Consider the following 24,689-nt stretch of genomic DNA (forward strand, 5'->3'; position numbering starts at 1 on the left):
TCGGCGCGAAGCACGCGGGGCGCGTGGAAGTAGTGCTGGGCGCGGTCCTACACTGGACCCAACACCGGCGAGACAGCATTTTGGAGTCTGTGCGTGCCGCTTTCCGAAGACGAACAACGGATCCTGCTCGAGATCGAGAAGGACTTCTACGACACTGACCCGGAGTTCGCGCGGGAAGTGTCTGAGACCACGCTGACTCGCCATGCCCTGCGCAACATCCGCTGGGCTGTGCTCGGCGGGATCCTGGGTCTGGTCGGCATCGGCTTAGGCCTGCAGGTGCACTTCGCGCTGTCTTTCGTCGCATTCCTGGTGGTGTTCGCGAGTGCAGTCGTGATCGAGCGCAATGTTCGCAAGATGGGCAGGCTGGGTCTCGAGAAAGTCTCCGATTCGATCGCCAAGCGCACCAAGCCCGACAGTTCGGACTCCTTCGGCGACCGTATGAGGCGCCGTTTCCGCGACGACCCCAGCTAGCCGGCCTTCGTCATCTCGCCGTCGAGCGTGCTGCGTCGGCGGCGCCGCGAGCGAGGCCCGGCGACCATCGCCGCCGGGCGGCAGGCAGTCCCCAGGCGGTCCCATCGGCTGCGAGCAGACTGGATGCGCGTCTCGAGGTGCTGCGCATGCTCCTTGGCGCCTGCAACCGTCTGCGGCGCCGGCGGCTCAGAGGCAAAAGCCGCTTCCTGAGCGGCAGTGGCCAGAGCATGCATCTCGCCGGAATCGATGCGCAGCCGGCGGTCGACACGATCGGCGAATTCGGTGTGCGTCTCGGTGGCCCGCTGATCGATGCCGAGACTGAACAGGGTCTCCGCAACGTCGTCCCACGCAGCGGCGACCGCGGCGCGCTCATCGTGACGCGCCCGGCGATGGTGCAGCGCTCGGCGGATGCGCACGACCGACGGCACGGTGATGAGCCATCCGATGCCGACTGCCAGTACGGCGTAGAACGGCACGACGAGCCACTCCGACCATCTGCCGGTGGGCGACTGTGAACCCTCGAAATCGAGGACGTCCACGAATCCCTCGAGATCGCCTGACAGTCCTTCCAGATCTTCGAGACCCTGCGCCCCGATGAATCCGGAGCCCGCCTCACCAGCCGCGTCTGGGTCGCCGGGCACCACCTGCTGGGGTGCCACGCCGGTGTACACCACAGCCCCTGGAGCCCCGCGCCCCGGCGTGGGCTCGAAGTACACCCAGCGCCCCCCAATCCAGATCTCTGGCCACGCGTGATAGTGCTCGCCCCTGACCACGAAGGTGCCGTCGACGAGCTCGCCCGGCGTGAAACCCACGGCAACACGCGAAGGCAATCCGATCGCTCGGGCCATCGCCGCGTAGGTGCCCGCGAATTGCTCGCAATAGCCGCGCCGTTCGGAGAACAAGAACTGTTCCATGCGTTCGGTGTCGTGCCCGCTGGGCACCCGGAGCGCGTACACGAAGTTCTCGAGGAAGAAGTTCTGCAGCGCCAGCGCCTTGGCATAGGGGCCCGTCGCGTCGGCCGTGATGTCGCCGGCGAGACCTGCGACGCGCTCGTTGAAATCCTCGGGCAGCGCCAGGTACGTCTCGGCGATGTCGGGCGGAACCTCGTCGCCGGCGGCCACGAGCCCGGCGACGGAGGGAACATCGGCATCCGAGTGGACGGTGTAGGTCATCCCGGGCTCGAGCTCATTGCTGTGCTGAGTGACCAGCGTGCCGGTCTCGGGGTCGTACAGCACATCTGGACCGTGGTAGCCGACCGGCTCGTACGCGGCCGGCAGCCAGATGCTGTCGAGCGCCCCGACGGTGAACCGTTGGGTGAGCAGGTCGTCATCGGCGCGCGCTCCCAAGTGTCGGGTCGCATTTCCGTAGACCTGTTCGGATCCCCAGAACGTCCCGTCGAAGCGGCTGAGGCCCGAGACCCTCCAATACGCGGGCTCGTCTGCTTGGACGCGGAACAGCTCTGCACCCGAGGTGCCCACCAAGCGACCTTGGGCGTTGACGAGGGGGCTGATCGTCACGCGCGACGCGGGGGCGCTGCCATCGAGGTCTTTCCATGAAACGATCGCCGGAGCGTCGCTGCCTGGCAGCAGTGGCACCAGCAGCGCTGCGCCCACCGCCGCGGCGGTGCCCAAGCGCAGCGCTGTACGCATCGGCACCGACGCACGCCGCTGCTCCGATGATCCGACCGCTGTGCGGTCGCCGGTGTGGTGGATGCCGTATGCGGCTGCGAAGGCGACGGCGCACACGATGACGGCGGCAGCGCTGCGAATGCGCCACGCATCGGTGCCCAATGCCCCCACGAATGCGAGCACGCCGAATGCTGGCAGCAATGCGGGGCCCATCGACTTCGCACGCAGCGCCAGCGTGTCAGCGACGAATGCTGCGAGCCAGACGGCGACGCCGCCGACTGCCAAGAACCCGGCAGTGGCAGGTGTCGGCGCCTCGACGATGCCGAATGCCCTCCATGCTGCGGCGATGTCAGCGGCGGCGTGACGGAGCGTCTCGGCGCTGGGCGCCACGCGCAGCCACAAGGTGTCGGAGTAGAGCGCCAGCCCTTCGACAATGATCAGCATCACCACCGACGCCGTCGCAGCCGCCGCGAGCGGCCAGCGCTGCCGCCTCGTCACTGCGGCCGACGCATGCCCGCCCATCGCCAGGATCAGCCACAAGGGTGCGTAGTCCCATGTGTCGAAGAGCCGCCGAGCGATGAGGACGGACACCAGCGTCGCCAGCCACAGGGAGATCTCCACCTGCCAAAGACTTCGTCCCCTCATGATCGAACTGCTGCGGTCTGTTCAGACGCCTGGGCTGCTGCCCATTTGGGTCCGAGCTCGGCGGCGGAGGAGATGTCGAGGAATCTCGGACCGGCCGGCGGCAGGGAATCGCCGGACCTGCAGATGCGGATGACCGTCATCGACGATCTGCGCGTGCTTGCAGCTGCGATCGCCTCGCCATCCCGAGCCGCATCAAGGGCCGTCCCTCCGAGCACGACGACCACCGCGCCCACCGCAGTGGCCGCTGCGGCTGCGAGTGCGCTGCGCAACGATCCCGATGCCGAAGTGGAGACGTCGGCGAGGTGGTCGAACAGCTGCGCCAAGCCTTCCCCCGAGGTCACGAAGCCCGTATCCGCCCCAGCGACCGTGAGCAACCGGAGCGGATCGTGCCGAGCGGCGCAGGCGAGCACCACGCTGGCCGCGGCCGACACGGCCAGCTCGAAACGAGCTTCGTCGAAGGCAGTACTGCGGGTGTCGAGCATCACCGTGACCCGGCTGCGGCGGGGGACCTCGTCTTCGCGCACCATGGGACGGCCGAGACGGGCAGTCGACGGCCAGTGAATGCGGCGAATATCGTCGCCGGCCGTGTAGTCGCGCAGTGCGTAGAAATCTTCCCCGATGCGTTGCAGCGTGTGAGCGTCGGCTGCATGTCCCAGCGGCTCAGGGCCCCGAGCAAGGCGTGGCGGCACCAGTGTCTGCGTTGCGGGATACACGACGAGCATCGTCCGCGGGCCGGACCCGATCGGGGTGCGCGACAAGCCCAACGGATCGACGACATCGACCGCCGCCGGACCGATCTCCAGGCGACCCCGGCGCTGCGTCGGCAGCAGGTACGACGTGTTCAGGCGCTCTGCGGCGAGCAACGGGCCGAGCCGCAGTCGTGCCCCGAGCGTGCCGCTGACCGGGTCGGTCACATGCAGCACCGGGGATGGCCCGCCGAGGTTGGTGAGGGCGAGTTGCACCCGTGCTTTGCCGCCTGCGTGGACCCGCACAGGCTGCACCGAGCGCTGGATCCGCAGACGGATTCGGCGCGTGCGGGTCCATACCGCAGCGCTGCAGACCAGTGCGAGGCCCGCGACGGCAAGAACGAGCAGCTCGCCCATGCCGAAGAGGCGCCCAGCTCCAGCGGCCACGACAGAGCCCATCGCCACCGAGAGGCCCCGCCGTGTCAGCATGCGACCCCCCGGGGCATCGAAACGGGCGTCAGCCGGCGGCGGTGGGCACGGCGACGGTTTCGAAGACGTCGCGCAGCGCTGTCTGGGGCGTCAAGCCCTGCAGTTGTGCGTCGGGGCTCAGTCTGATCCGGTGGCCGAGCACTGGTTCGGCGGCAGCTTTCACGTCGTCGGGCACCACGTAGTTCCGGCCCGCAGCGAGTGCGCGTGCCTGGGAAACTCGCTGGAGATCGAGTGTCGCACGCGGGCTGATGCCCAGCGTGATCGTGCCGCGCTGTCGTGAGGCGTCGGCCACGGCGACGATGTAGCGGCGCAGCACCGGCGCGACATGGACCTCCGTGACGGTGCGTGCCATGGCGAGCACCTCGCCTGCTGTCGCAACCGGTTCGAGCGAGATCTCCGTCGTGCCGTCGTGGAGATTGAGCACCTCGATGGCCGAGTCCGCGTCGGGGTAGCCGATGCTGATCCGCATGAGAAACCGATCGAGCTGTGATTCGGGCAGCGGGTAGGTGCCCTCATGCTCGATCGGGTTCTGGGTGGCGATCACCATGAACGGCTGGCCGAGCGGGCGCGTCGTGCGGTCGGTGGTGACCTGGCGTTCCTGCATCGCCTCGAGCAGCGCCGCCTGCGTCTTCGGTGAGGCCCGGTTGATCTCGTCGACGAGCACGATGCTGGAGAAGAGCGCGCCGGAACGGAACTCGAATGTGCGCTCGCGCTCGTCCCACACGTTCACGCCGATGACATCGGACGGCAGAACGTCGGGCGTGAACTGAATCCGCCCGAACGGTGCGTCGATCGAGGCTGCCAGCGATTTGGCGAGACTGGTCTTGCCGACGCCAGGCACGTCTTCGATCAGCAGGTGCCCATCGCACAGCAGGCACAGCAGCGAGAGTCCGACGGCGTCGGTCTTGCCGCGGATCACCTGCTCCACATTCGCCGTGATCCGCTCGAACGTCTGCCGGAACGTCTCGGCATCGGCCACGTGCGTTTGCGGGGCGGTGTGATTACGCACGGCGGCTGACTTTCGGGGATGCGACGGGGAACGATCTGGCTCGCTGGTATCGGCAGGCTCAGAACGCCCTGAGGCTACTCAGCGTGGCCGCTTGGGCTCTGTGCTTCCCGCTTTTGTTCGCTGCGCTCACGGGCCGCTTGGGCTGTGCCTCCCGCTTTTGTTCGCTGCGCTCACGGGCCGCTTGGGCTGTGCTTCCCGCTTTTGTTCGCTGCGCTCACGGGCCGCTTGGGCCCGGGGCTCAGCATCTAAGGTGGCCCGGTGCGCCGACCACGTACTCTGCGCAGCCCTCGCTTGGGGGCGACGCTGGTTGCGATTGCAACGCGCCCGCATCTGTGGATCACTGCGGCGAGCGCCATGAGGCGACTGGTTCCGTATCGCTGGTGGACCCGAGCGCCGTTCTTGCCGCTGCCTCACCGTGACTATGTGCGATTCCGCCTGCTGACTGCGGTCGGCAGCGAAGCGGATGCGGCCGCGGAACCCTCCGATCTGATCCAATGGCTGGAATGGTGCCGACGTTGGCCGGCCGCCGTTGCGGTTCGTACGTGACATGAGGCCCCTGACATGACTTCACCGGGAGCCGTCGCGTATGCGTCGCAATCGGTTGGCGATGCGGCCAAGACATACGGCACACGCAATGGCCATCGCGTCCTGCGTGACCCGACGATCTCACGGGCTCGTTCCGTGCTGTCGGATCGGACGCTGGTGCTCAACGTCACCTACCAGCCCTTGTCGATCACGACCGTGCGACGCGCCCTGCTGCTCGTGCTGGCGGGCAAAGCCGACGTCATCCACGCCCGGCCGGGCAGCATTCGTTCGCCGCGCCTTACGATGTCTGTGCCTTCGATCGTGCGGCTGAGGTACCACGCACGGGCGCCGTACCGCCGACGGGCGCCGCTGCACCGGCGGGCGGTGTTCGCCCGCGACGCCTACCGCTGCCAGTACTGCGGGAATCGGGCGGAGTGCATCGACCATGTTCACCCTCGCAGCCGCGGCGGTGAACACACGTGGGAAAACGTGGTGGCCTGCTGCCGGGCTTGCAACGTGGGCAAGGGCGACTCGTTGCTGTCGGATGGCCGCTACCGGCTGCGCCAGACTCCGTACGCTCCCGAACCGCTTGCTGTCGTGGCCGCAATGCGAGGCGACGCCCCCGCAGAGTGGACCGACTATCTCGCCGACCTGCGTCCTCAGCTCGTCTGAGTGGACCCGCAGCAGGCCTGAGCGGCTGAGCCGCGAGGCGCAGCCATGGCCCGGGCGGTCTGCCATCGTGGGCCTGTGAGTGCGTGGGTACGCGACGAATGGCAGGCGACCGCCGGGCTGTTGCATGCGCGCCCGATGCCGCGGGACGGCCGACGTCGCATCTCAAGGCTGCGGCCGACCGCGCCCGCCGTGGTCTTGGGCTCTGCGAGCCCTGATCCCTATGGCGGCATGCGCGACGACCTGGTTCGCCGGCGCAGTGGCGGGGGACTGGTGTGGCTCGACCCCGCAGCGATCGTGTGGGTGGACGTCTTCGTGCCAGCGGGGGATCCGCTGTGGCGATCAGACGTCAGCCAGGCATTCCATTGGCTGGGGCGCCGGTTGGCCATGGCGTTCTCGCACGTGGGCGTGCCTGCGAGCACGCATCGGGGTCCCTACGAGGCGGGCCCATCGCAGGGCCTGGTGTGCTTCGCGTCGCTGGGTCCGGGCGAGGTCACCGCAGGCGGCCGGAAGCTGGTCGGCGTGTCTCAGCGTCGTACCCGCGAGGGGAGCCGCTTCCAATGCGTCGCCTATGAGCGATTCGAGCTCGGGCCCCTGGCGTCGGCTGTGGATTCCGGCACGTCAGATCTGATCCGCGATCGCGCGGCGGGCTGGGCGGACTTCGGCGTCAGCAACTCACCTTCGGAGATCGCCCGGCTGCTTATGGGGTTCATCACCGAGCACGACGCCTGAAGCTCTCCGGCGCGCCCGTGGCGGGGCGCCATGTCCCGCAGCGTTGGCGAGCACGGCCGGCGACGGCGGCGAGCAGAGCCGGCGACGGGCGACTTGGCACATTCGGGGTGGACATAGTGGGTGTTTGACCCATAAAGTGGTGCGAAGTGGTTTGCAGGGGCACAGATGCCCATGTGATCCCGGTTCCTATCCGAGCGCTGCGGAGGCCCTGCGTTGGAGAGTCTGTTCGTCGGTCAGCATGAGCACGCGCTCGACACGAAGGGCCGCATCGTGCTCCCAGTGGGCTTTCGCGGTTCCTTTGAGCCGTCCGGCTTTCTGATCAAGCACAGCGAGGGCTGTCTTGCGCTCATGACACCGGATCGGTTCGGCGAGATCGCGGGCCAGATGTCGGAGCGATCCCACTCCGGCGGACCGCACGGACGCGCAGCGAAGCGCTCATTTGGTGCCGGAGCTGCGCGGGTCCTGCCCGACAAGCAGGGCCGCATCGCGATTCCCGAGGAATTGCGCCGATTCGCCGGACTGCAGCGCGACTGCGTCGTGATCGGCGCCATCGACGAAGTCGAGATTTGGGATGCGGGTCGCTGGCAGGAGATGAACGCCCAGGGCGAATCGCTGCTGGCATCGCCCGAGAGCGGCGACGAACCATCGGAGCAGGCGTGAGCGCCGTCGCCGCCCGGTCGTTCCACGAACCCGTCATGATCGATGAGATCACCGAGCTGTTCGCTCCCGTTGAGGGCGGCCTGTTCGTCGATGCGACGCTCGGGGGCGGCGGCCATGCAGAGGCGCTCCTGGATCAGCACCCTGAGCGGAGGCTGCTCGGGATCGATCGCGATCCCGAGGCAATCGCGGCCGCACAGGAGCGTCTCGCGGCGTACGGAGACCGCGTCACGTTCTGCTGCGAACGCTTCGACCGCCTCGGCGAGCTGGTCGATGCGGCCCCGACGGGTCCGCTCATGGGCGTGCTGTTCGACTTCGGCGTCAGCAGCCACCATCTGGATTCGCGCGAGCGCGGGTTCTCGCATCGATACGACGCTCCGCTGGACATGCGCATGGACGCACGCTCCGGACGCGACGCGCAACTCGTCGTCAATACCTACGAGCTCGCTGAACTGCGCGAGCTGATGAGGCACCACGCCGGCGAGCGGTACGCCCACCGCATCGCTGCCGCAATCGTGGCGGCCAGGCCATTGCACACGACCGCGCAGCTCGCCGACGTCGTCAAGTCGGCGGTGCCTGCTGCGGCCCGGCGCGGCCGGCGCCATCCGGCCATGCGCACGTTCGCGGCGATCCGCATCGAAGTGAACGACGAACTCAACCTCATCGAACCCGCAATGCGAGCCGCGCTCGCGCGCTTGGGGCCACGCGGGCGCCTCGCAACGCTCACCTATCACTCAGGAGAAGACAGCACCGTGAAGATCATTCTGCGAGAAGCGGCCGACGGCGTCTGCGAATGCCCGTCGACATTGCCGTGCATCTGTGGCGCGGCACCCACTGTCCGCCTGCTGCGTCGTAAGGTCACCCGGCCCAGCGCGGCCGAAGTAGAGCGGAATCCGCGGGCCGCCAGCGCCCTGCTGCGTGCCGCTGAGCGGCTCGAACCAGCCCGTCACTGATCACCTCGCCCTCCCGGATCCGAGCATCGTTCGATGGCTCTCGCCACCGCCCATCTCACCGTCGCGGATGCCCCGCCGCCGCTGGTGCGGGTGCCTGCGCGACGCGCGGCGGGGCTGCGCCTCGTCGGCGTCACTGCGCTGCTGGCGGCTGCAGCGATCACGGTGCTTGCGGGACTCGCGGTGTTTCACTCGGTGCTCGCCGCGGGTCAATATCGCCTGTCGGAACTGGAATCGGGGATCGCCACCGAGCGGGAACGCCTGATCGATCTCCGCTATGAGCTCCAGATGCTGCATGGCCCTGCGGAGATCGAACTGATGGGGATCGGCGCGCTCGGCCTCGTCAATGCTCCCGATCCGATCGACGTGCGGATCGAGCCGCGTCACATCGCGGCGGTAGATCCGCCGCAAAGCAGCACGCGTCAAGGCGGGGACTGGCTCTCGATCAAGACGCTGCTGACCGACGCGTCTACAGCGCATGACCGACGTTCTTGATCGGACGCAACGCCGTGCCACTCCGGCGTCATGGCACCCGTCAATGGGTGCACCTCCAGGGCTGCGTCAGCCTGCTGCGCGGTCGCGCACCGCCTCAGCGAAGCGGTCAGAATCGCCGAAGTCACCCACATGGCACCCCTCTGCGGGAGCGAAGGGATCATCGGCGGAACCTGAACGGCGCCCCGAATCCGGTCGAGCGCAGCCACCTCCGCGCCGGCGCAAAGTTCGCACCGGCCCGCCGCGCCGGCGGGCACTGCTGCTGATCATCGCCAGCGCCGTTGCGCTCGCCGCTTTGGGCGCCCGCCTGGTTCAAGTGCAGCTGCTCGACCGGGAGACCTACGCCGCCCTCGGAGATCAGCAGGGAACGGCGCAATGGGAGCTGGAGTCGGTCCGCGGGGCGATCCTCGATCGGAATCTCAACCTGCTCGCAGTTTCTGACCATCTCCCCACCATCTGGGCCGACCCGCGCCTGGTGACCGCTCCGTACCAGACAGCGACTGTGCTGGCGACAGTCCTCGACATCGACGCCGACGTGATCGCCGAGCGGCTCGCGAGCGATCGGCACTTCGTCTATGTGGCGCGCCAGGTGAGTCCGTCGGAGGGGCTTGCGGTGCAGGAATTGCAGCTCGCCGGAGTGGGTGTGCGGGGCGAGTCGTCTCGGCTCCGGCCCAACGGCGACGGCTTCGCTCGCGGGCTGCTCGGCGTCACCGACATCGACCAGAACCCGTTGGGGGGCGCCGAGCAGCAGTTCGCCGAGGTGCTCGGCGGAACCGACGGCCGTGAAGTGGCCCGGATCGCCCAGAGCGGCATGCCGCTGCCGACCGGCACCGAGCACTTCGAACCGGTGAGCCACGGTGATGACGTGGTCCTCACCCTGCACACCCAGATGCAGTGGGTTGCCGAGCGATCGCTCCACGAAGCAGTCGAGGCGACGGGTGCGCAGGGCGGCATGGTGGTAGTGATGCAGGTGGACTCCGGAGATGTCCTGGCATTGGCCGCGGTCGACCGTGATCACGACACAGGAGAGGTCGGGCCGGTTGCCTACAACCCTGCGTACGCCGACGCGTTCGAACCGGGATCGGTGGCGAAGAGCTTCACCATCGCGACGGCACTGGAAGCAGGACTCACCACGCCCGACGAGTTGCATGCCACACCGGCTACCTACACATTCGCCGACAAGGCGTTCGTCGAGCCGTATTCCGCTGTCGACCGCGAGATGACGACCTCGGAAATCCTTGTTCACTCATCGAACATCGGCACGATCAAGCTCGCCGAACGACTCGGCGCGACGGAATTGCAGCGGTCGCTGCGCTCATTCGGTTTCGGCCGCCTGACCGGGACCGACAACGCTGGGGCGCTGCCGGGTGAGAGCCGTGGCATCTTGCGTGCAGCGAACCAATGGCGAGGTACCGACCTCGCCACGATCGCGTTCGGCCAGGGCATCGCAGTCACTGCGATACAGCTTGCCGCTGCCTACAACGCCATCGCCAACGATGGTGTCCATGTCACTCCTCGGCTCGTGCTGGGCAGCGTGGACAGCAACGGAACGCTTCGACCAGCCGACGCCGCGGCGACGCGCCGGATCCTGTCGCCGAGCACCGCATCTCAGATGCAGTCGATCCTCGCCGACGTGGTCCGCTCCGGGACTGGCAAGCGGGCCGCCATTGAAGGCTTCGGGGTCGCCGGCAAAACCGGTACAGCGCAGAAGCCCAGCCCCGACGGCGGGTACAGCGCCGATACGTACACGAGCTCGTTCGCAGGCTTCCTTCCGGTTGATCGTCCCGAACTCACCGTCGTCGTCGTGCTCGACGAACCCCATGAGTACCGGGCGGGGATCGTGGCTGCGCCGGTCTTCGCGGACATCGCCGAATACGCGTTGCGGATGCTGCAGGTGTCGCCCGATGCGTGAGCTGCGCCGATGAGCTCGTCGTCACCGACGCACCTGATGTCGGTCCCCGAAGTGGCCACGGCGATCGGCGGCAACTATGTGGCGTCGGTGGGCGGCGAGCCGGTATTCGTGCGCGGCATCACCCACGACAGCCGCTCGGTCACGCCCGGGGCGATGTTCGGCTGCGTGGCCGGGCAGCACCACGACGGTCACCGCTTCGCAGCAGAGGCGATCGCCGCAGGCGCCTCAGCCCTGCTGGTCTCGGAGATCCTCGAGGTCGATGTGCCTCAGATCGCGGTGCCGGACGTGCGAGCCGCGCTGGGGCCGGCGTCAGCCGCCGTGTGGGGTCAGCCGTGGAAGCGCTGCACGGTCATCGGTGTCACCGGGACATCGGGCAAGACCACGGTGACGCACGCGATTGCGGCCGTCGCGGGCGCCTGCGGCACGGCGTGCGAGGTCATGGGCACGCTCGATGGGACCCACACGACTCCCGAGGCACCGGAACTGTGCCGGCGCCTCAGCGAGGCCGCGGATGGCGGCGCAGAGATGGTCGTCATGGAGGTGTCATCCCACGCGCTCGCCCAGCGCAGGGTGGACGGCGCCAGCTTCGCTGCCGGCGTCTTCACCAACCTGAGTCATGAGCATCTCGACTTCCATGAGACCATGGAGGACTACTTCGACGCCAAGTCGCGCCTGTTCGACGGCCGCAGCGAGATCGCCGTGCTGAACGTGGCCGACGCGTGGGGTCGCCGCTTGGCATCGACCGTCGCTGGTACAACGGCCAGTGTGATCGAGTGGCAGCCGTCCGACGTGGACGAGGTGGTCGTCAGCGCTCACGGACTCAGCGGCCGATGGCGCGGCCGGCCCGTCCAATGCGGGCTGCTGGGGCGCCTCAATGCCGCGAACGTCGCGGCCGCCGCTGCGACGGCGAGCGCGCTCGGATTCGACGACGACGATGTCGCAGCCGCCATTGCGGCCATTGCCCCGGTACGCGGTCGCCTGTGGCCCGTCAGCGGCCCCGGCGACGACGTCACGGTGCTGGTCGACTATGCCCACAAGCCCGACGCGCTCGCCGCTGCGCTGGCCAGCGCCCGTGAGCTGGGTGCTCCCGACGGACGCGTCTGGGCGGTCTTCGGCGCCGGAGGCGATCGCGACCGATCAAAACGGCCGCTCATGGGCGCAGCGGCAGATCGTCATGCCGATGTCATCGTCTTGACCTCCGACAACCCTCGCAGCGAGGATCCCGCCCGCATAGCGGCCGAGATCGCGCAGGGCGCCGGAAACAGGCACGACGCCGACGACGGCCTCCATGTCGAGCTCGATCGATCCCGCGCAATCTCGCTGGCCGTCACCGGCGCTCGGGCAGGAGACGTCGTCGTGGTGGCGGGAAAGGGCCACGAGACCACCCAGGCAACGGCGGATCGCTCCGTGCCGTTCGATGACGCAGCAGTCGCGGCCCGCTGGCTGCGGCGCAGGAACGCACAGCCATGATCGCCCTGCTCATTGCCGCCAGCTCGGCGATGTTCGTGTCGCTGGTGGGAACTCGCTACCTCATTCCGTGGCTGCAAGCACGAGGCGTCGGCCAGCCGATCCGTCTCGACGGCCCCCGGGGGCACATCACCAAGGCCGGCACCCCGACGATGGGCGGCGTCGCGGTCGTCGCGGCTGCGGTCGTGGGCTACGTGGTCAGCCACCTGCGCGCCGAGACGGTGATCACACGCTCAGGCATTGTGCTGCTGTCGGCGGTCAGCGCCGCAGGCCTCGTCGGCCTGGCCGATGACTGGATCAAGGTCAGCCGCGAGCGCAACCTGGGACTGAACAAGCGGGCCAAGCTGATCGGGCTCATTGCGGTGGGCATCGGCTTTGCGGTGGCGTCGGTGTGGTGGGTCGATCTCGACACAGCAGTCGGATTCACCCGGCTTGACGCGAACTCGCTGCAGGTCCCTGCCGCGGTGTGGGTTCTGTGGGCTGTGGTCATCGTCTTGGGAGCGTCGAACGCGGTGAACCTCACAGACGGCTTGGACGGCCTTGCCGCCGGAGCAGCCACGGTGGCATTCGCCGCGTTCGTCGTGATCGGCTACTGGGCATTCCGCCATCCCATCTCCTACGACGTCAAGCATCCGCTCGACCTGGCCATCGTGGCTGCTGCTATGGCTGGCGCCTGTGCGGGGTTCTTGTGGTGGAACGCACCGCCCGCACGGATCTTCATGGGTGACACGGGCTCGCTGGCAATCGGTACGGCCATGGCCGGGCTCGCGATGCTCCTGCATGTCGACTTGCTGCTTCCGGTCATCGGCGGCCTGTACGTCATCGAGACGGCGTCGGTCATCATCCAAGTCGGCTCGTTCCGGTTGTTTGGGCGCCGCCTGTTCCGGATGGCCCCCATGCACCACCACCTCGAGCTCGGCGGATGGCCCGAGACCACCGTGCTGATCCGTCTGTGGGTCGTGAACAGCCTGCTCGTGGCGATTGCGCTGGGCCTGTACTACGCCGATTTTCTGAGCCTGGACCTCGTCGAACTTCCGGCAGGCTCGTTGTGAGGGGTTCACCCGCCTCTCAGATGGCGCACGTCGACCTCGAGCCTTCCCACGGCCCGGTGGTCGTCGTCGGCATGGGCGTGACGGGCTGCGCGGTGGCATCGGCACTGGCGGCACGCGGTCACCAGGTGGTGATGGCCGACGACAGGCCCCACGACGCAGCGTCGAGGGTTTCCGGGGCCGGAATCGTCGTCGCGGAGATTCACGATTCCACCGATGTCGATCTGCTCGAGCTGTTGGTCCGGGGGGCTGCAGCCATCGTGCCCTCACCGGGAGTGCCGCCCCGCCACCCCAGCTACACGCTGGCAACCGCCGCGGGAGTTCCGATCGTGAGCGAGCTGGACCTCGCGGCACAGTGGGACACCCGGCCGCTCGCTGCGATCACCGGCACGAACGGCAAGACCACGGTCACTGTGTTGGTGGAGCGAATCCTGAACCGCAGCGGGATCAGCGCCGTGGGTGCGGGCAACACCGATATCGCCTTGGTAGACGCCATCGACTCCGACGTCTCCACCTTCGTGGTGGAGGCATCGTCGTTCCGGCTTCACCGTGCGCGACGGTTCGCCCCCGCTGTGGCTGCGTGGCTGAACTTGGCGCCCGATCATCTCGACTGGCACGCCGGCTTAGGCGACTATGCCGCATCGAAGGCCCGGATCTGGGCTGCGCAAGGCCCCGAGGACATCGCGGTGATCCCCTTCGGTGACGCCGACATCGAACCGTGGACGATCGGGATCCGCTCGCGCCATGTGACCTTTGCGACCCCGCAGCATCTCCATGCGCCCTGTGACGTGCGCTTCGAGCGCGGTGTCCTGGTGGCCCACGACGAGGACATCGTGGCGACCGCAGAGTTGCCGCGGCAACGCCCGCACGACTTGTCGAACGCCGCTGCGGCGACGGCGATCGCTCTGGAGATGGGCGCTCACGCGGATGCGGTGGCGACAGAACTGCGAGCGTTCGACGGTCTGCCGCATCGCCTGGCGCACGCAGGGCGCATCGGCAATGTGAGTTTCCACGACGACAGCAAGGCGACAGCACCCCACGCCACCGCTGCGGCGATGCGGGGGTTCTCAGATGCGATTCTGATTGCCGGCGGGCGGAACAAGGGCCTCGACCTTCACGAACTGGCTGTGGCTGCCCCGCACCTGCGCGGTGTCGTGGCGATCGGCGAGTCCGCCCTAGAGGTCGTCGCGTGCTTCAGCCAGCCGGGGTGCGAGGGCATCGAATTGGCGCGCGCCGACTCGATGTCCGCAGCAGTCGAGATCGCCTACGCCATGGCCCAGCCCTGCGGCGACGTCGTGCTGTCGCCCGGATGCGCATCGTTCGACTGGTACTCCAGCTACCACGAGCGCGGTGAGCGCTTCATCTCGGCCGTGTCCGACCTCGCCGAGGGCCTCGGCCTGGGGGTCTCACCGCGGGAGGGTCGATGAACTCCCAGGACGTTCGGGGCGTTCAATCGGGCCCGTCGGTGCGATACGCGGCGCTCCTGTCAGCAGTGTTCCTGCTCCTGCTCACTGGCGTCGTGTTGGTGCTGTCGGCGACATCGGCTACCGGGATCGGTGCGCCCGACCGACCCCTGCAGTACTTCACCCGCCATCTGTGGTCGGTGGCAGTCGCTGTCGCCGTCCTGCTGGTGACCCTCGGCGTCGACTACCGCCACTGGCGACGCATGGCGTTGCCGTTCGCGGCCGTCAGCGTGAGCTTGCTGGTCGCGGTGCTGGTGGTCGGCAAGCGTTCGGGCGGTGCTCGCCGCTGGATCGAGATCGGACAGTTCAGCGTGCAGCCCTCAGAGCTGGCCAAGCTGGCACTCATCGTTGCGCTGGCTGCATTTCTGGACGCCCGCAAGGAGCAGATTTCCCGGCCCGACCGGATCCTGCGTCCCGCGATGTTGCTGCTCACGGTCGGATGCTCGCTGGTACTGCTGCAGCCCGACTTGGGAACCACGCTCATCCTGGCCGGCATCGGGGTGGGGATGCTGTTCGTGGCAGGCCTGCCGGGCCGCGATCTCGCCAAGATCGCCCTGATCGTCGGCGTGGCGGCGCCGTTGCTGGCGATCGCAGCGCCGTACCGCCGAGCGCGCCTGGCCGGGTTCCTGGATCCGATCTCGGAACGGGCCGACAGCGGGTACCAGACCTTCCAGAGTCTGGTCGGCCTGGCACAGGGGGGTCTGCGCGGTACCGGCCTGGGAGCAGGCCAGGCCAAGTGGGGCTGGGTGCCCAATGCCCCCACAGACTTCATCTTCGTCATCGTCGGCGAGGAGATGGGCCTTCTCGGTGCCCTCGGGCTCCTCACGCTGCTGGGAGTCGTCGGCATCGGAGGACTGCGGACGAGCCAGAAGGCACCTGATCTGTTCGGAACGCTGCTCGCAGCAGGAATCTCGATCTGGTTCGTGCTGCAGACGCTGGTCAACGTCGGCGGTGTGGTTGGATTGCTCCCGGTGACCGGTGTGACCCTGCCATTTCTGTCCTTCGGCGGTTCGTCGCTTGTCGTGACCGCAGCAGCTGCGGGTCTGCTGTTGAACGTGACCCGGCGATCCGGCTGAACTGTGCCGCCACGCGACCGAGGCCCGAACGCCCCGCGCGTCTTGATCGCCGGGGGCGGCACTGCCGGGCACCTCATGCCCGGACTGGCGGTCGCCTCGGCATTGACCGACCGCGGCTGGCCCTCCGAAGCGATCCAATTCGTCGGCAGCGCCAGGGGAATCGACTCGCAGATCGTGCCCGCAGCGGGCTTTCATTCGACCTTGCTCGGCGGCCGGGGTCTCACGGCACGGCGGCTGAATCTGGCGAACGCACGTGCCGCAGTCAGCCTTGGCTGGGCCACATTGCGCGGTGTAGCGCTCGTCGGGCGCCGGCGCCCCGTTGCCGTGCTGTCGCTGGGCGGTTACGCGGCGCTCCCCGCGACCGTCGGAGCGGTGGTGTGGCGCGTGCCGCTCGTGATCACGGAGCAGAACGCCGTCGCATCGGCCACGAACCGCCTTCTGGGTCGCTTCGCTCGTGCCGCGGCTGTTCCGGTGCGCGGGACTGGGCTGCACCGCGAGATCGTGACCGGCAATCCCGTGCGGCCCGAAGTCATCAAAGCTGCGCTCGAATCAGGTGATGCTCGCGCCCGGCTCGGCTGGCCCGCCGACGCGACCGCCATCGTGGTGTTCGGCGGCTCGCTGGGCTCGCTGCGGATCAATTCAGCGGTCTGGTCGGCGTTGGAGTCATTGCGGGAGCGCGACGGCGTCTTCGTCTACCACGTCGTGGGAAAGCGCGACTGGGAGAGCCGACCCCCGTCCCCGTCGCGCCGGCCCGACGGCTCACGGGTCAGCGAGTGGTACCGAGCGGTGCCCTTCGATGAGCAGTTGCCTGTCGCGATGGCCGCGGCCGACCTCGCAATCTGCCGCGCCGGTGCTTCCACGGTCGCAGAATTGTCCGTGATCGGCACGCCGGCTGTCCTCGTTCCCTTGCCCATCGCGACCAACGACCACCAGCGCCGAAACGCGGAGGAGTTGGCTGCAGCCGGCCTGGGTCGGGTAGTTCCCGACGCAGAGTTCGATTCCGAGCGGATGCTCGCAGAAATCGACCGGGTGTCGGAGCGTCGTAGATGTGCTGCACCCCAGAGCCATGGGGCATCGCCGTGCCCCCCAGATGCCAACTTTGGCCGTCGTGACTCTGCCGAACGCGTGGCACAGCTTGTGATTGAGCACAGTTCGGCGGTTCCGCACTCGGTCGCACCCGCTGCTCACCCGCCCCAAGAGCACCGACGATGACCAATCCACCGGTTGATCTCGCCGAGGTGCGGAGCATCCATCTGGTGGGGGCTGGGGGCGCGGGCATGAATGCAATCGGGCTCGTGCTTGCGGAAATGGGCCATGCGATCAGCGGGAGCGATCTCAGGGCAAGCCCGGGCATGACACGGCTGGCCGCTCACGGTGCCCGAGTCGCCATCGGTCACTCCGCAGCCAACGTCGGCTCGGCGGACATCGTGGCTCATTCGAGCGCTGTGTCGTACGACAACGCGGAGCTCGATGAGGCGCGGCGACGGGACATCCCGGTGCTCAGCCGAGCCGAGCTGCTCTCGGGGATCTGCCGCCAGAAGCGAACGCTGGCGGTCGGCGGAACGCACGGCAAGACGACGACCTCATCGATGCTGGCACTCTGCCTCGTCGCCGCGGGCGAGCACCCGTCGTTCCTGGTGGGCGGCGAGCTCAACGAGATCGGCTCAGGTGCTGTGTGGGACACAGCGGGGGAGTGGTTCGTCGTCGAAGCCGACGAGTCCGACGGCACCTTCACCGAGCTCGGCGCCGATGCGGTGCTCGTGACGAACATCGAGCCCGATCACCTTGACCGCTACGGCAGCTTCACCGAGCTTGCCGCCGCATTCGAGAACTTCGCCAGCAGTGCGGCAGGACCGCGCGTCGTGTGCGCCGATGACCGGCACGCGAGTGCCTTGGCTGAGCGCATCGGCGGCTGTGTCACCTATGGCACCGCTCCCAGCGCCGACTACCGCATCGCCGACGCGCGCACGTCGCGGACCGGCGCAACGTTCGAACTGTTCGCAGGCGCTACCTCGATCGGCAGATGCGAATTGCCGCTGCCCGGGCTGCACAACGTCGCGAACGCCGCCGGCGCCCTCGCAGCAGCCCTCGAACTCGGTGCGGCTGCAGGGCCGATGGTTGAGGCACTGGGACGATTCGCTGGCGTTGCGAGGCGATTCGAGCGGCGCGGCGAGCGCGACGGAGTCTCGTTCATCGACGACTATGCGCACCTGCCCACCGAGGTGACCGCCGCGATAGCCGCCGCTCGCGGTGGTGGCTGGAACCGGATCGTTGCCGTTTTCCAGCCTCACCGCTACTCGCGAACCGCAGCGCTGTGGCAGGACTTCGCCGACTCATTCACCGGCGTCGACCAATTGGTGCTGACCGACATCTATGCCGCCGGCGAGCTGCCCCGCCCTGGCGTCTCCACCGAGCTGGTGCTCGGCGCGGTGCTGGATTCGCATCCGTTCGCGTCGGTGGCCTACCTCCCGGGACGCGCGGAGCTGCGTTCGTATCTCAGCGCCAGCTTGCGGACCGGCGACCTGTGCCTCACCTTGGGGGCAGGTGACCTGACGACGCTCCCCGATGAGCTGCTGCATGCCCCCTGAGCGATGGTCCGACCCCGAAGCGGTGCAACGTGCCGCAGAGGTGTTGGGCGACGGTGCGCGCACCGACGCACCGCTGGGCGCACTGACGACCTCGCGAGTCGGGGGTCCGGCCGCCGTCGCGTTTATCGCCAATGGCCCCGATGACCTGCAGCGTGTGCAAGAAGCCCGTGCGGCCTCCTGCCTGGAGATTCTGGTCGTCGGGCGAGGATCGAACCTGCTGATCGCGGATCGGGGATTCGAGGGCATCGCACTGCATCTCGGCGACGCCTACGCCAGGATCGAGTTGGATCGTTCCGATGCCACGGTCACTGCCGGCGCATCGGTGGCGCTGCCGGTACTGGCCCGCCAGTGCGCCGCGGCCGGCATCGGCGGGCTGGAATGGGCAGTCGGCGTGCCGGGCTCGATCGGCGGGGCCGTGCGCATGAATGCCGGAGGACACGGCAGCGACATGGCGTCCTGCCTGATCGACGTCGACATCGTCGATCTCGACGAGCTCGGCGCACCCCCCCAATCAGAACAGATGCCTCTCGGGGCCTTGGGGCTGGGCTACCGACGCAGCAATCTGGGGGATCGGCACCTCGTGGTGAGCGCGCGATTGAGCGGGCACCGGGCGCCGCCGGAGACCGTGACGGATCGGATCACCGACATCGTGCGCTGGCGCAGGGAGAACCAGCCCGGCGGTCAGAATGCCGGCTCCGTCTTCATGAACCCGCCCACGGATTCAGCCGGTGCTCAGATCGATCGTGCGGGTCTGCGGGGTTTGCGCATCGGCACGGCTGAGGTCTCACGTCTGCACGCGAATTTCATCGTCTCTGATCCCGGCGGCGCCGCAGCCGATGTCGCAGCGCTGATGGCCGAGGTTCGGCGCCGCGTCACCGAGTCGACCGGGATCGTGCTGCAGCCAGAAATCCGCATGGTGGGCTTCGGTCCCGCACCGATGCTGGCCTGAATGGCGCCCCCATCATCTCCGGAATCCGCCCGATCGCGCAGACCTCGTCGTCGCCGGTGGCTGACTGCGATCGTTCTCGTCGCCGTAGCGGGATCCGCCACCGCGATACTGCTCGCGGCGGGAACCTTCGAAGTCGATCGTGTCGATTTCGGTGGCCTGCATCGCGTCAGCTACGACGAGGCGAGCGAAGCCGCTGGCATCGACCCGGGAGACTTCATGGGAACGCTGGATGTGCGCGGGGCGGAGCGCTCGCTGGAGGATCTGCCGTGGATCGCGCACGCTCGCATCCGGCGGCACTGGCCGGCGTCGGTGAGCGTGGACATCGTCGAACGCACCGCAGCCGCCATCGCGCTGTCGGCCCCGCAAGAATGGGTGCTCATCGACATCGAAGGTCGGGTCCTCACCTCGGCGCTCTCGGTTCTGCCTGAGCTGCCGCGACTGTCGGGAATCGCCGCCGCACCGAGACCGGGCAGATTCCTTGCGAGCGATGCAGGGGCATTGCTCGCAGTGGTGGATGCGGCGCGCGGTCAGCCCGAATTCGAGGTGGCTGCTCTCTGGCGTGACCAGCGCGGCGACATACGCGCTCGCGTGCGACAACTGCCAGGGGATCGCCAGATTGAGGTGGCGTTGGGGGATGAATCGGCGATCGGGGCCAAGACTGCGGCAATCGCGGCCGTCATCGGGGGGCTCGAGCGCTCTGAGGCAGTCTTGGACGTGTCGGTTCCGCACCTCCCGGTTCTTCGCTCGACTGGCTAGATTCGCCTGCCGATCGGCCGGGCATTCGCCGGACGCGGACCTTGCCCATCACCAGAGACATCAGTACGGTCGTAGATTGCGCTATTTTCCCTAGGAGGTGCTCGCCAGCGGCACAATTGGTGTCGCGGCTGGCCAGCGAACGCGAGGAGCCCTGTGGCCTCACCACAGAACTACGTGGCAGTCATCAAGGTGGTGGGTGTCGGGGGCGGCGGCTCGAATGCCGTCAACCGGATGATCGATGTCGGTTTGGGCGGTGTCGAGTTCATCGCCGTCAACACCGACGCACAAGCGCTGTTGCTGAGCGACGCCGACGTCAAGCTCGACATCGGCCGCCAGCTGACGCGCGGGTTGGGTGCGGGCAGTGACCCCGAGATCGGCACCCGGGCGGCTGAAGAACACCGCGACGAGATCGCCGAAGCACTGCAAGGTGCCGACATGGTGTTCATCACCGCCGGGGAAGGCGGCGGCACCGGAACAGGCGGCGCCCCAGTGGTGGCCGAGATCTCCAGGGAAGTGGGGGCGTTGACCATCGGTGTGGTCACGCGCCCATTCTCCTTCGAGGGCAAGCGCCGCCAGATCCAGGCCGAGCAGGGCCTCGAACGGCTCAAAGAGCGGGTCGACACTCTCATCGTGATCCCGAACGACCGGCTGCTGACCGTGGCCAGCGAGCACACTTCGATCATCGATGCGTTCCGGATGGCCGATGATGTCCTGCGGGAAGGCGTGTCGGGCATCTCGAGCCTCATCACCACTCCAGGCCTCATCAACACCGATTTCGCCGACGTCAAGACGATCATGTCGAGCGCCGGCACGGCGCTGATGGGAATCGGCCGTGCGCACGGCGAAAATCGGTCCAAGAACGCGGCCCGACAGGCGGTGTCATCCTCACTGCTCGAGGAATCCATCGAAGGGGCCCGTGGCATTCTGCTGAACATTGCTGCCGGACCCGATCTCGGGTTGTTCGAGGTCAACGAAGCAGCCGAAGTCATCCGTGAAGTGGCCCACGCAGAGGCCAACATCATTTTCGGCACCGTGATCGACGACTCTGTCGGGGAAGAGATCCGCGTGACGGTCATCGCTGCGGGCTTTGACCGGTACGCGCCAGGCCGCTCCGGGGGCGGCACGCTGGGCGACTTCACCGCCTCGGGCGAGACCGACGATCTCGCCGACCCCTTCGGCGACGATGACGATGACGATGAGTCGTTCGACGTCCCCAGCTTCCTGCGGTGACGTCAGGGCCCCACCGCGACTGCTACCAACAGCGACATCACGGCACTGGCCGCCGGGTCTGCACGTTTTCGCACGACGCTGCGGACCGGATCGCTAGGCGCTCCGGTCTGAGGTGATGTGGCATGTTGACGCTGCGTCGGCGCTGCGGGAACAGCCTGGTGCGCATCATGGTCTCCGAACGCTGCGACGGTGACTGCGCTCCTCTCGATGGTTCCGCTCCTTCGGCGGTGACCGTGTTGCGTCAGGTGCATGGGACGCGGGTGGTAGAGGTCACACGGCCCGGGGGCCACCGGGGCACCTGTGCAGACGCAGCGTGGACATCGGCACCGCAGGCCACCCTCGCAGTGCGCAGCGCCGACTGTGTGCCGGTAGCGCTGTACGGGGCGGACGCCAACGGTGACGGGGCTGTTGCAGTGATCCACGCAGGCTGGCGGGGCTTGCTCGACGGCGTCGTGCCCGCAACGTTCGCTGAGCTCCGCCGTCACGGGATTCGAGACGTGCGTGCGGTGATCGGGCCCCACATCTGTGCACTGCACTACGAGTTCGGCGCCTGTGAGCTCTCCGCAGCAATCACCGCATTCGGGCCTTCGGTGGCTGCGACGACATCGTGGGGCACGCCGGCACTCGATCTCGGCGAGGCTGCCCGGCTGGCCTTGCGACGCCATGGGGCCGTCATCGACTGCGAGATCGGGCGCTGCACGGCATCGGACGAGCGCTACTTCTCGCATCGGGCCCGTGGGGAGCGCGGCCGCACAGCGGTATTGATCCGCCTAGAGGCGAAGCCGTGGCCCGAGCGGCCCGCGAGCGACAGCGAACAAGGGCGGCAAGCAACTGATGCGACAACGGGAAGGTTCAGCTCTCCGCTCGGCCGCCTGGAGGCGAAGCCGTGGCCCGAGCGGCCCGTGAGCGACAGCGAACAAGAGCGGGAAGCAAGTGGTGCGACAACGGGACGGTTCGCCTCTCCGCTCGGCCGCCTGGAGGTCGACCCGGAAGGCGAGGCCCCGGGGTGATTGATACCGCAGATGTCCGCCGGCGAGTCGAGCGGGTCCGCAACCGCATCGCCGATGCCGGAGGCGATACGGACAAGATCGGCATCGTGGCGGTGACCAAGGGCTTCGACCACTCGGCAATCGAAGCTGCAGCGGCCGCCGGCTTGACGATGGTCGGTGAGAACTATGCACAGGAGCTGCGGGGGAAATGGGATGAGCTGGATTCGGTGACCAAGAACGCCGTCGATGTGCATTTCATCGGACGGTTGCAGTCGAACAAGGTCCGCCAGTTAGCGGGCGTAGTGGGCGTGTGGCAGAGCGTCGATCGGGTGCGGCTCGTCTCCCAGATCGCGCACCATGCACCGGGCGCAGCGGTCTTCGTGCATCTCGACGTGAGCGGCGCCGCCAGCCAGGGCGGTTGTGAGCCCGCCGAGGCCTCGGCGTTGGTGTCAGTCGCACGTTCCGAAGGGCTCGAAGTGGCAGGTTGCATGGCGATCGGCCCGCAAGGCTCGCCGGTGCAGATCGAAATCGCGTTCAACGAGGTCGCCCGATTTGCTGACCATCACCAACTCGAGCAGCGCTGCATGGGCATGAGTGCCGATCTCGAAGCAGCCGTCAGGGCGGGCTCGACGATGGTGCGCATCGGGACTGCCCTGTTCGGCAATCGACCGCCGCGAGATGCCCCCACGCAGGGTGCCTGACCCCAACTTGACAAGTCGGTACCCTTTGCAGTCGAGACAGTTTCCGCATCGAGGCCGTTCTCATTGAGGTTCTGCATGGCATCGTTCATGAAGCAGGCAATGAGCTATCTGGGCTTGGGCCCTGATGACAGCTATGCGCCGCCGGCCGAACGCGCCGTTCCGGGAGACCTGCCTGCGACGGACACGTTTGCCGATCAGACCAGCCAGAGCGGTGTCACCGTGGTCGAGCGAGCGCCTGCGGCGGGGCCGCATTCGTCGGCTGACCTGCCGGCCTCCGCAGTGCGCCGGGTGGCGACATCGACGGCGCAGCCCTTTGTGCTGATGCCCAGGATGTTCGATGACGCGCAGCAGATCGGAGACCGCTTCAAGCGTGACCAGCCGATCATCTTGAACCTGCAGGGGCTCGATCGCGACACGGCCCGCCGGCTGCTCGATTTTGCCAGCGGGCTGTGCTACGCCCGCGACGGGGAGATGCGCAAGGTCGCCAACGCGGTGTACATGCTCGTGCCATTCAACGTCGTCGTGAGCGACGGCGAGCATCATTCGGTTTCCGCACAGGACGTCGATCGCTGAGACGCTCCAGCCGGGAACCCCGGGAGACACCGTGACAGACCTGCTGTGCGGTCTGCTGCTGCTGTACATCGTCGCGGTCTTCGCGCGCGTCATGTTCAGCTGGATCCCGCTGTCGCCGGAGAGCCCGGTCACGGTGGTGCGGACGTGGCTGGTGCGCATCACCGAGCCGATCATGGGACCTCTCCGCCGAGCCTTGCCGGCGGTTCGGCTCGGGAGCATGGCGCTGGATCTCTCGCCGATCGTGCTGCTCATCGGGTTGCAGGTGTTTCGTGCGTTCATCTGCGGCAGCTCCGGCGGTTAGGGATCATCGCCGCAAGGCTGGTACATTCCGCGCTATGGCGAGCCCAACTTCTCCTGTCGAGCCCCCCGACAAGGAAGGCGAGGGCTTGCTCGAGACGATCGGCGCGCAGCTCGCGACTTTGGCGACGCAGATCTCCGACATCGATCAGCGCATGACCAGCGTGGAGTCGGGTTCTCCATCGCAGCCTGTCGAGGTGCAGCTCTCGCCCGAGACCGTCGCACAGATCGCAGATGCACTCGCAGTGCTGCAAGCGGCGGGCAGTCAGGCACTCGACGAAGCGTTCAAGACGGCGAGCGATGACCTGACCGAGGCGCTGTCGGGACTTGTGCGCACCGAGATCTCCAAGACGCTTACCGAGGCCGGCTACACCGTCGAGGTCACCGAGGCAGCGCCGGCCATGCCCGCAATCGTCGCCCCGCTTGCCACGAGCCCCGCCGACGCTGCGAAACAGCCTGATGCCGCCGCTGACGTGATCGACGCAGGGCCGATTCGTGAGGCGGGCGACGACGCTGAAGATGACCTTGATGCTGACGATGCAGCTGACTCCGCAGATCCCGACTTCAGCTCCGACCGGCCGCCGCTTGCACTTTCCGAGCTCGACGATCCGTTCTTGGATGCGCTGATCCGCAAGGAACCGCTCTCGGCCTAGCGGGCACAGCCCGCTTTCTGAGCCGGCGTACGG

25 protein-coding genes are annotated in these 24,689 nt (G+C 67.7%); 22 read left to right on the plus strand and 3 right to left on the minus strand.

Annotation, left to right across the window (positions count from 1 at the left end; translation table 11 throughout):
- Positions 1-93: 93 nt before the first annotated feature.
- Positions 94-471 carry a DUF3040 domain-containing protein gene (locus ACOGJB_RS01200; RefSeq protein WP_419839016.1) on the plus strand — a complete coding sequence of 126 codons (378 nt, stop codon included), beginning with the start codon at positions 94-96 and terminating at the stop codon, positions 469-471.
- On the opposite strand, the gene ACOGJB_RS01205 is transcribed toward ACOGJB_RS01200, so the two are convergent.
- Genes ACOGJB_RS01205 through ACOGJB_RS01215 form a run of 3 tightly spaced genes read right to left on the minus strand, consistent with a single transcriptional unit; the run spans position 468 to position 4,928 of the window.
- Positions 468-2,744: a transglutaminaseTgpA domain-containing protein gene (locus ACOGJB_RS01205; RefSeq protein WP_419839017.1), complete on the minus strand. Its 2,277-nt coding sequence runs from the start codon at positions 2,742-2,744 to the stop codon at positions 468-470. The two genes, ACOGJB_RS01200 and ACOGJB_RS01205, sit on opposite strands and share 4 nt — an antisense overlap.
- On the minus strand, positions 2,741-3,919 hold the full coding sequence (locus ACOGJB_RS01210; RefSeq protein ID WP_419839018.1) for a DUF58 domain-containing protein: 1,179 nt from the start codon (positions 3,917-3,919) through the stop codon (positions 2,741-2,743). The genes ACOGJB_RS01205 and ACOGJB_RS01210 overlap by 4 nt, the downstream gene beginning before the upstream one ends.
- Before the next feature lie 28 nt (positions 3,920-3,947).
- A complete protein-coding gene (locus ACOGJB_RS01215) occupies positions 3,948-4,928 on the minus strand; it encodes an AAA family ATPase (RefSeq protein ID WP_419839019.1) in 981 nt (326 codons plus the stop codon).
- A 258-nt stretch (positions 4,929-5,186) separates the two neighbouring features.
- Here ACOGJB_RS01215 and ACOGJB_RS01220 point away from each other — a divergent pair, with 258 nt between their 5' ends.
- From ACOGJB_RS01220 to ACOGJB_RS01320, 21 genes are all read left to right on the plus strand, one after another.
- The gene (locus tag ACOGJB_RS01220) at positions 5,187-5,474 is read left to right on the plus strand and encodes a hypothetical protein (protein WP_419839020.1); all 288 of its coding nucleotides are present in this window, start codon (positions 5,187-5,189) and stop codon (positions 5,472-5,474) included.
- A gap of 15 nt (positions 5,475-5,489) precedes the next feature.
- Positions 5,490-6,125, plus strand: a complete 636-nt coding sequence (locus ACOGJB_RS01225; protein ID WP_419839021.1) for an HNH endonuclease — start codon at positions 5,490-5,492, stop codon at positions 6,123-6,125.
- 75 nt (positions 6,126-6,200) lie between these two features.
- A complete protein-coding gene (locus ACOGJB_RS01230) occupies positions 6,201-6,854 on the plus strand; it encodes a lipoyl protein ligase domain-containing protein (protein WP_419839022.1) in 654 nt (217 codons plus the stop codon).
- A 213-nt stretch (positions 6,855-7,067) separates the two neighbouring features.
- Positions 7,068-7,514 (plus strand): division/cell wall cluster transcriptional repressor MraZ, encoded by a 447-nt coding sequence (locus ACOGJB_RS01235; protein WP_419839023.1) that lies wholly within the window; start codon positions 7,068-7,070, stop codon positions 7,512-7,514.
- The gene (rsmH, locus tag ACOGJB_RS01240) at positions 7,511-8,464 is read left to right on the plus strand and encodes a 16S rRNA (cytosine(1402)-N(4))-methyltransferase RsmH (RefSeq protein WP_419839024.1); all 954 of its coding nucleotides are present in this window, start codon (positions 7,511-7,513) and stop codon (positions 8,462-8,464) included. Before ACOGJB_RS01235 ends, rsmH begins: the two co-directional genes overlap by 4 nt.
- Before the next feature lie 33 nt (positions 8,465-8,497).
- Complete coding sequence (locus tag ACOGJB_RS01245; RefSeq protein ID WP_419839025.1) at positions 8,498-8,956, plus strand: hypothetical protein; 459 nt, start codon at positions 8,498-8,500, stop codon at positions 8,954-8,956.
- A complete protein-coding gene (locus tag ACOGJB_RS01250) occupies positions 8,940-10,865 on the plus strand; it encodes a peptidoglycan D,D-transpeptidase FtsI family protein (RefSeq protein ID WP_419839026.1) in 1,926 nt (641 codons plus the stop codon). Before ACOGJB_RS01245 ends, ACOGJB_RS01250 begins: the two co-directional genes overlap by 17 nt.
- Before the next feature lie 9 nt (positions 10,866-10,874).
- Positions 10,875-12,335, plus strand: a complete 1,461-nt coding sequence (locus ACOGJB_RS01255) for a UDP-N-acetylmuramoyl-L-alanyl-D-glutamate--2,6-diaminopimelate ligase (RefSeq protein ID WP_419839027.1) — start codon at positions 10,875-10,877, stop codon at positions 12,333-12,335.
- The gene (mraY, locus tag ACOGJB_RS01260) at positions 12,332-13,384 is read left to right on the plus strand and encodes a phospho-N-acetylmuramoyl-pentapeptide-transferase (protein WP_419839028.1); all 1,053 of its coding nucleotides are present in this window, start codon (positions 12,332-12,334) and stop codon (positions 13,382-13,384) included. The genes ACOGJB_RS01255 and mraY overlap by 4 nt, the downstream gene beginning before the upstream one ends.
- A gap of 20 nt (positions 13,385-13,404) precedes the next feature.
- Positions 13,405-14,808, plus strand: coding sequence for a UDP-N-acetylmuramoyl-L-alanine--D-glutamate ligase (gene murD, locus ACOGJB_RS01265; RefSeq protein WP_419839029.1), 1,404 nt, complete (start codon positions 13,405-13,407; stop codon positions 14,806-14,808).
- Entirely contained in the window at positions 14,805-15,920 is a 1,116-nt protein-coding gene (gene ftsW, locus ACOGJB_RS01270; protein WP_419839030.1) for a putative lipid II flippase FtsW, read from the plus strand. The genes murD and ftsW overlap by 4 nt, the downstream gene beginning before the upstream one ends.
- A 3-nt stretch (positions 15,921-15,923) precedes the next feature.
- Positions 15,924-17,132 carry a UDP-N-acetylglucosamine--N-acetylmuramyl-(pentapeptide) pyrophosphoryl-undecaprenol N-acetylglucosamine transferase gene (locus ACOGJB_RS01275; protein WP_419839031.1) on the plus strand — a complete coding sequence of 403 codons (1,209 nt, stop codon included), beginning with the start codon at positions 15,924-15,926 and terminating at the stop codon, positions 17,130-17,132.
- Positions 17,129-18,508, plus strand: a complete 1,380-nt coding sequence (murC, locus tag ACOGJB_RS01280; RefSeq protein ID WP_419839032.1) for a UDP-N-acetylmuramate--L-alanine ligase — start codon at positions 17,129-17,131, stop codon at positions 18,506-18,508. The genes ACOGJB_RS01275 and murC overlap by 4 nt, the downstream gene beginning before the upstream one ends.
- Entirely contained in the window at positions 18,498-19,457 is a 960-nt protein-coding gene (gene murB, locus ACOGJB_RS01285; RefSeq protein WP_419839033.1) for a UDP-N-acetylmuramate dehydrogenase, read from the plus strand. Before murC ends, murB begins: the two co-directional genes overlap by 11 nt.
- Positions 19,458-20,213, plus strand: coding sequence for a cell division protein FtsQ/DivIB (locus tag ACOGJB_RS01290; protein WP_419839034.1), 756 nt, complete (start codon positions 19,458-19,460; stop codon positions 20,211-20,213).
- Between the two features lie 153 nt (positions 20,214-20,366).
- On the plus strand, positions 20,367-21,443 hold the full coding sequence (gene ftsZ, locus ACOGJB_RS01295) for a cell division protein FtsZ (RefSeq protein ID WP_419839035.1): 1,077 nt from the start codon (positions 20,367-20,369) through the stop codon (positions 21,441-21,443).
- Between the two features lie 122 nt (positions 21,444-21,565).
- Positions 21,566-22,453 carry a polyphenol oxidase family protein gene (locus tag ACOGJB_RS01300; RefSeq protein WP_419839036.1) on the plus strand — a complete coding sequence of 296 codons (888 nt, stop codon included), beginning with the start codon at positions 21,566-21,568 and terminating at the stop codon, positions 22,451-22,453.
- On the plus strand, positions 22,450-23,133 hold the full coding sequence (locus ACOGJB_RS01305; protein WP_419839037.1) for a YggS family pyridoxal phosphate-dependent enzyme: 684 nt from the start codon (positions 22,450-22,452) through the stop codon (positions 23,131-23,133). Before ACOGJB_RS01300 ends, ACOGJB_RS01305 begins: the two co-directional genes overlap by 4 nt.
- 75 nt (positions 23,134-23,208) lie before the next feature.
- On the plus strand, positions 23,209-23,706 hold the full coding sequence (locus ACOGJB_RS01310; protein WP_419839038.1) for a cell division protein SepF: 498 nt from the start codon (positions 23,209-23,211) through the stop codon (positions 23,704-23,706).
- A 31-nt stretch (positions 23,707-23,737) separates the two neighbouring features.
- Positions 23,738-24,007, plus strand: a complete 270-nt coding sequence (locus tag ACOGJB_RS01315) for a YggT family protein (protein WP_419839039.1) — start codon at positions 23,738-23,740, stop codon at positions 24,005-24,007.
- 34 nt (positions 24,008-24,041) lie between these two features.
- Entirely contained in the window at positions 24,042-24,656 is a 615-nt protein-coding gene (locus ACOGJB_RS01320) for a hypothetical protein (RefSeq protein WP_419839040.1), read from the plus strand.
- Positions 24,657-24,689 lie beyond the last annotated feature (33 nt).

It is taken from the genome of Candidatus Poriferisodalis sp. (assembly GCF_965208895.1).
In the GTDB taxonomy this organism is placed as follows: domain Bacteria; phylum Actinomycetota; class Acidimicrobiia; order Acidimicrobiales; family Poriferisodalaceae; genus Poriferisodalis.

Bases quoted from the DNA above. Each gene is read 5' to 3' on its own strand.
- ACOGJB_RS01205 (WP_419839017.1), bottom strand. From the start codon at position 2,744: ATGAGGGGACGAAGTCTTTGGCAGGTGGAGATCTCCCTGTGGCTGGCG.
- ACOGJB_RS01210 (WP_419839018.1), bottom strand. From the start codon at position 3,919: ATGCTGACACGGCGGGGCCTCTCGGTGGCGATGGGCTCTGTCGTGGCC.
- ACOGJB_RS01225 (WP_419839021.1), top strand. From the start codon at position 5,490: ATGACTTCACCGGGAGCCGTCGCGTATGCGTCGCAATCGGTTGGCGAT.
- ACOGJB_RS01245 (WP_419839025.1), top strand. From the start codon at position 8,498: ATGGCTCTCGCCACCGCCCATCTCACCGTCGCGGATGCCCCGCCGCCG.
- ACOGJB_RS01250 (WP_419839026.1), top strand. From the start codon at position 8,940: ATGACCGACGTTCTTGATCGGACGCAACGCCGTGCCACTCCGGCGTCA.
- ACOGJB_RS01255 (WP_419839027.1), top strand. From the start codon at position 10,875: ATGAGCTCGTCGTCACCGACGCACCTGATGTCGGTCCCCGAAGTGGCC.
- mraY (WP_419839028.1), top strand. From the start codon at position 12,332: ATGATCGCCCTGCTCATTGCCGCCAGCTCGGCGATGTTCGTGTCGCTG.
- murD (WP_419839029.1), top strand. From the start codon at position 13,405: ATGGCGCACGTCGACCTCGAGCCTTCCCACGGCCCGGTGGTCGTCGTC.
- ftsW (WP_419839030.1), top strand. From the start codon at position 14,805: ATGAACTCCCAGGACGTTCGGGGCGTTCAATCGGGCCCGTCGGTGCGA.
- murC (WP_419839032.1), top strand. From the start codon at position 17,129: ATGACCAATCCACCGGTTGATCTCGCCGAGGTGCGGAGCATCCATCTG.
- murB (WP_419839033.1), top strand. From the start codon at position 18,498: ATGCCCCCTGAGCGATGGTCCGACCCCGAAGCGGTGCAACGTGCCGCA.
- ACOGJB_RS01290 (WP_419839034.1), top strand. From the start codon at position 19,458: ATGGCGCCCCCATCATCTCCGGAATCCGCCCGATCGCGCAGACCTCGT.
- ACOGJB_RS01300 (WP_419839036.1), top strand. From the start codon at position 21,566: ATGTTGACGCTGCGTCGGCGCTGCGGGAACAGCCTGGTGCGCATCATG.
- ACOGJB_RS01310 (WP_419839038.1), top strand. From the start codon at position 23,209: ATGGCATCGTTCATGAAGCAGGCAATGAGCTATCTGGGCTTGGGCCCT.
- ACOGJB_RS01320 (WP_419839040.1), top strand. From the start codon at position 24,042: ATGGCGAGCCCAACTTCTCCTGTCGAGCCCCCCGACAAGGAAGGCGAG.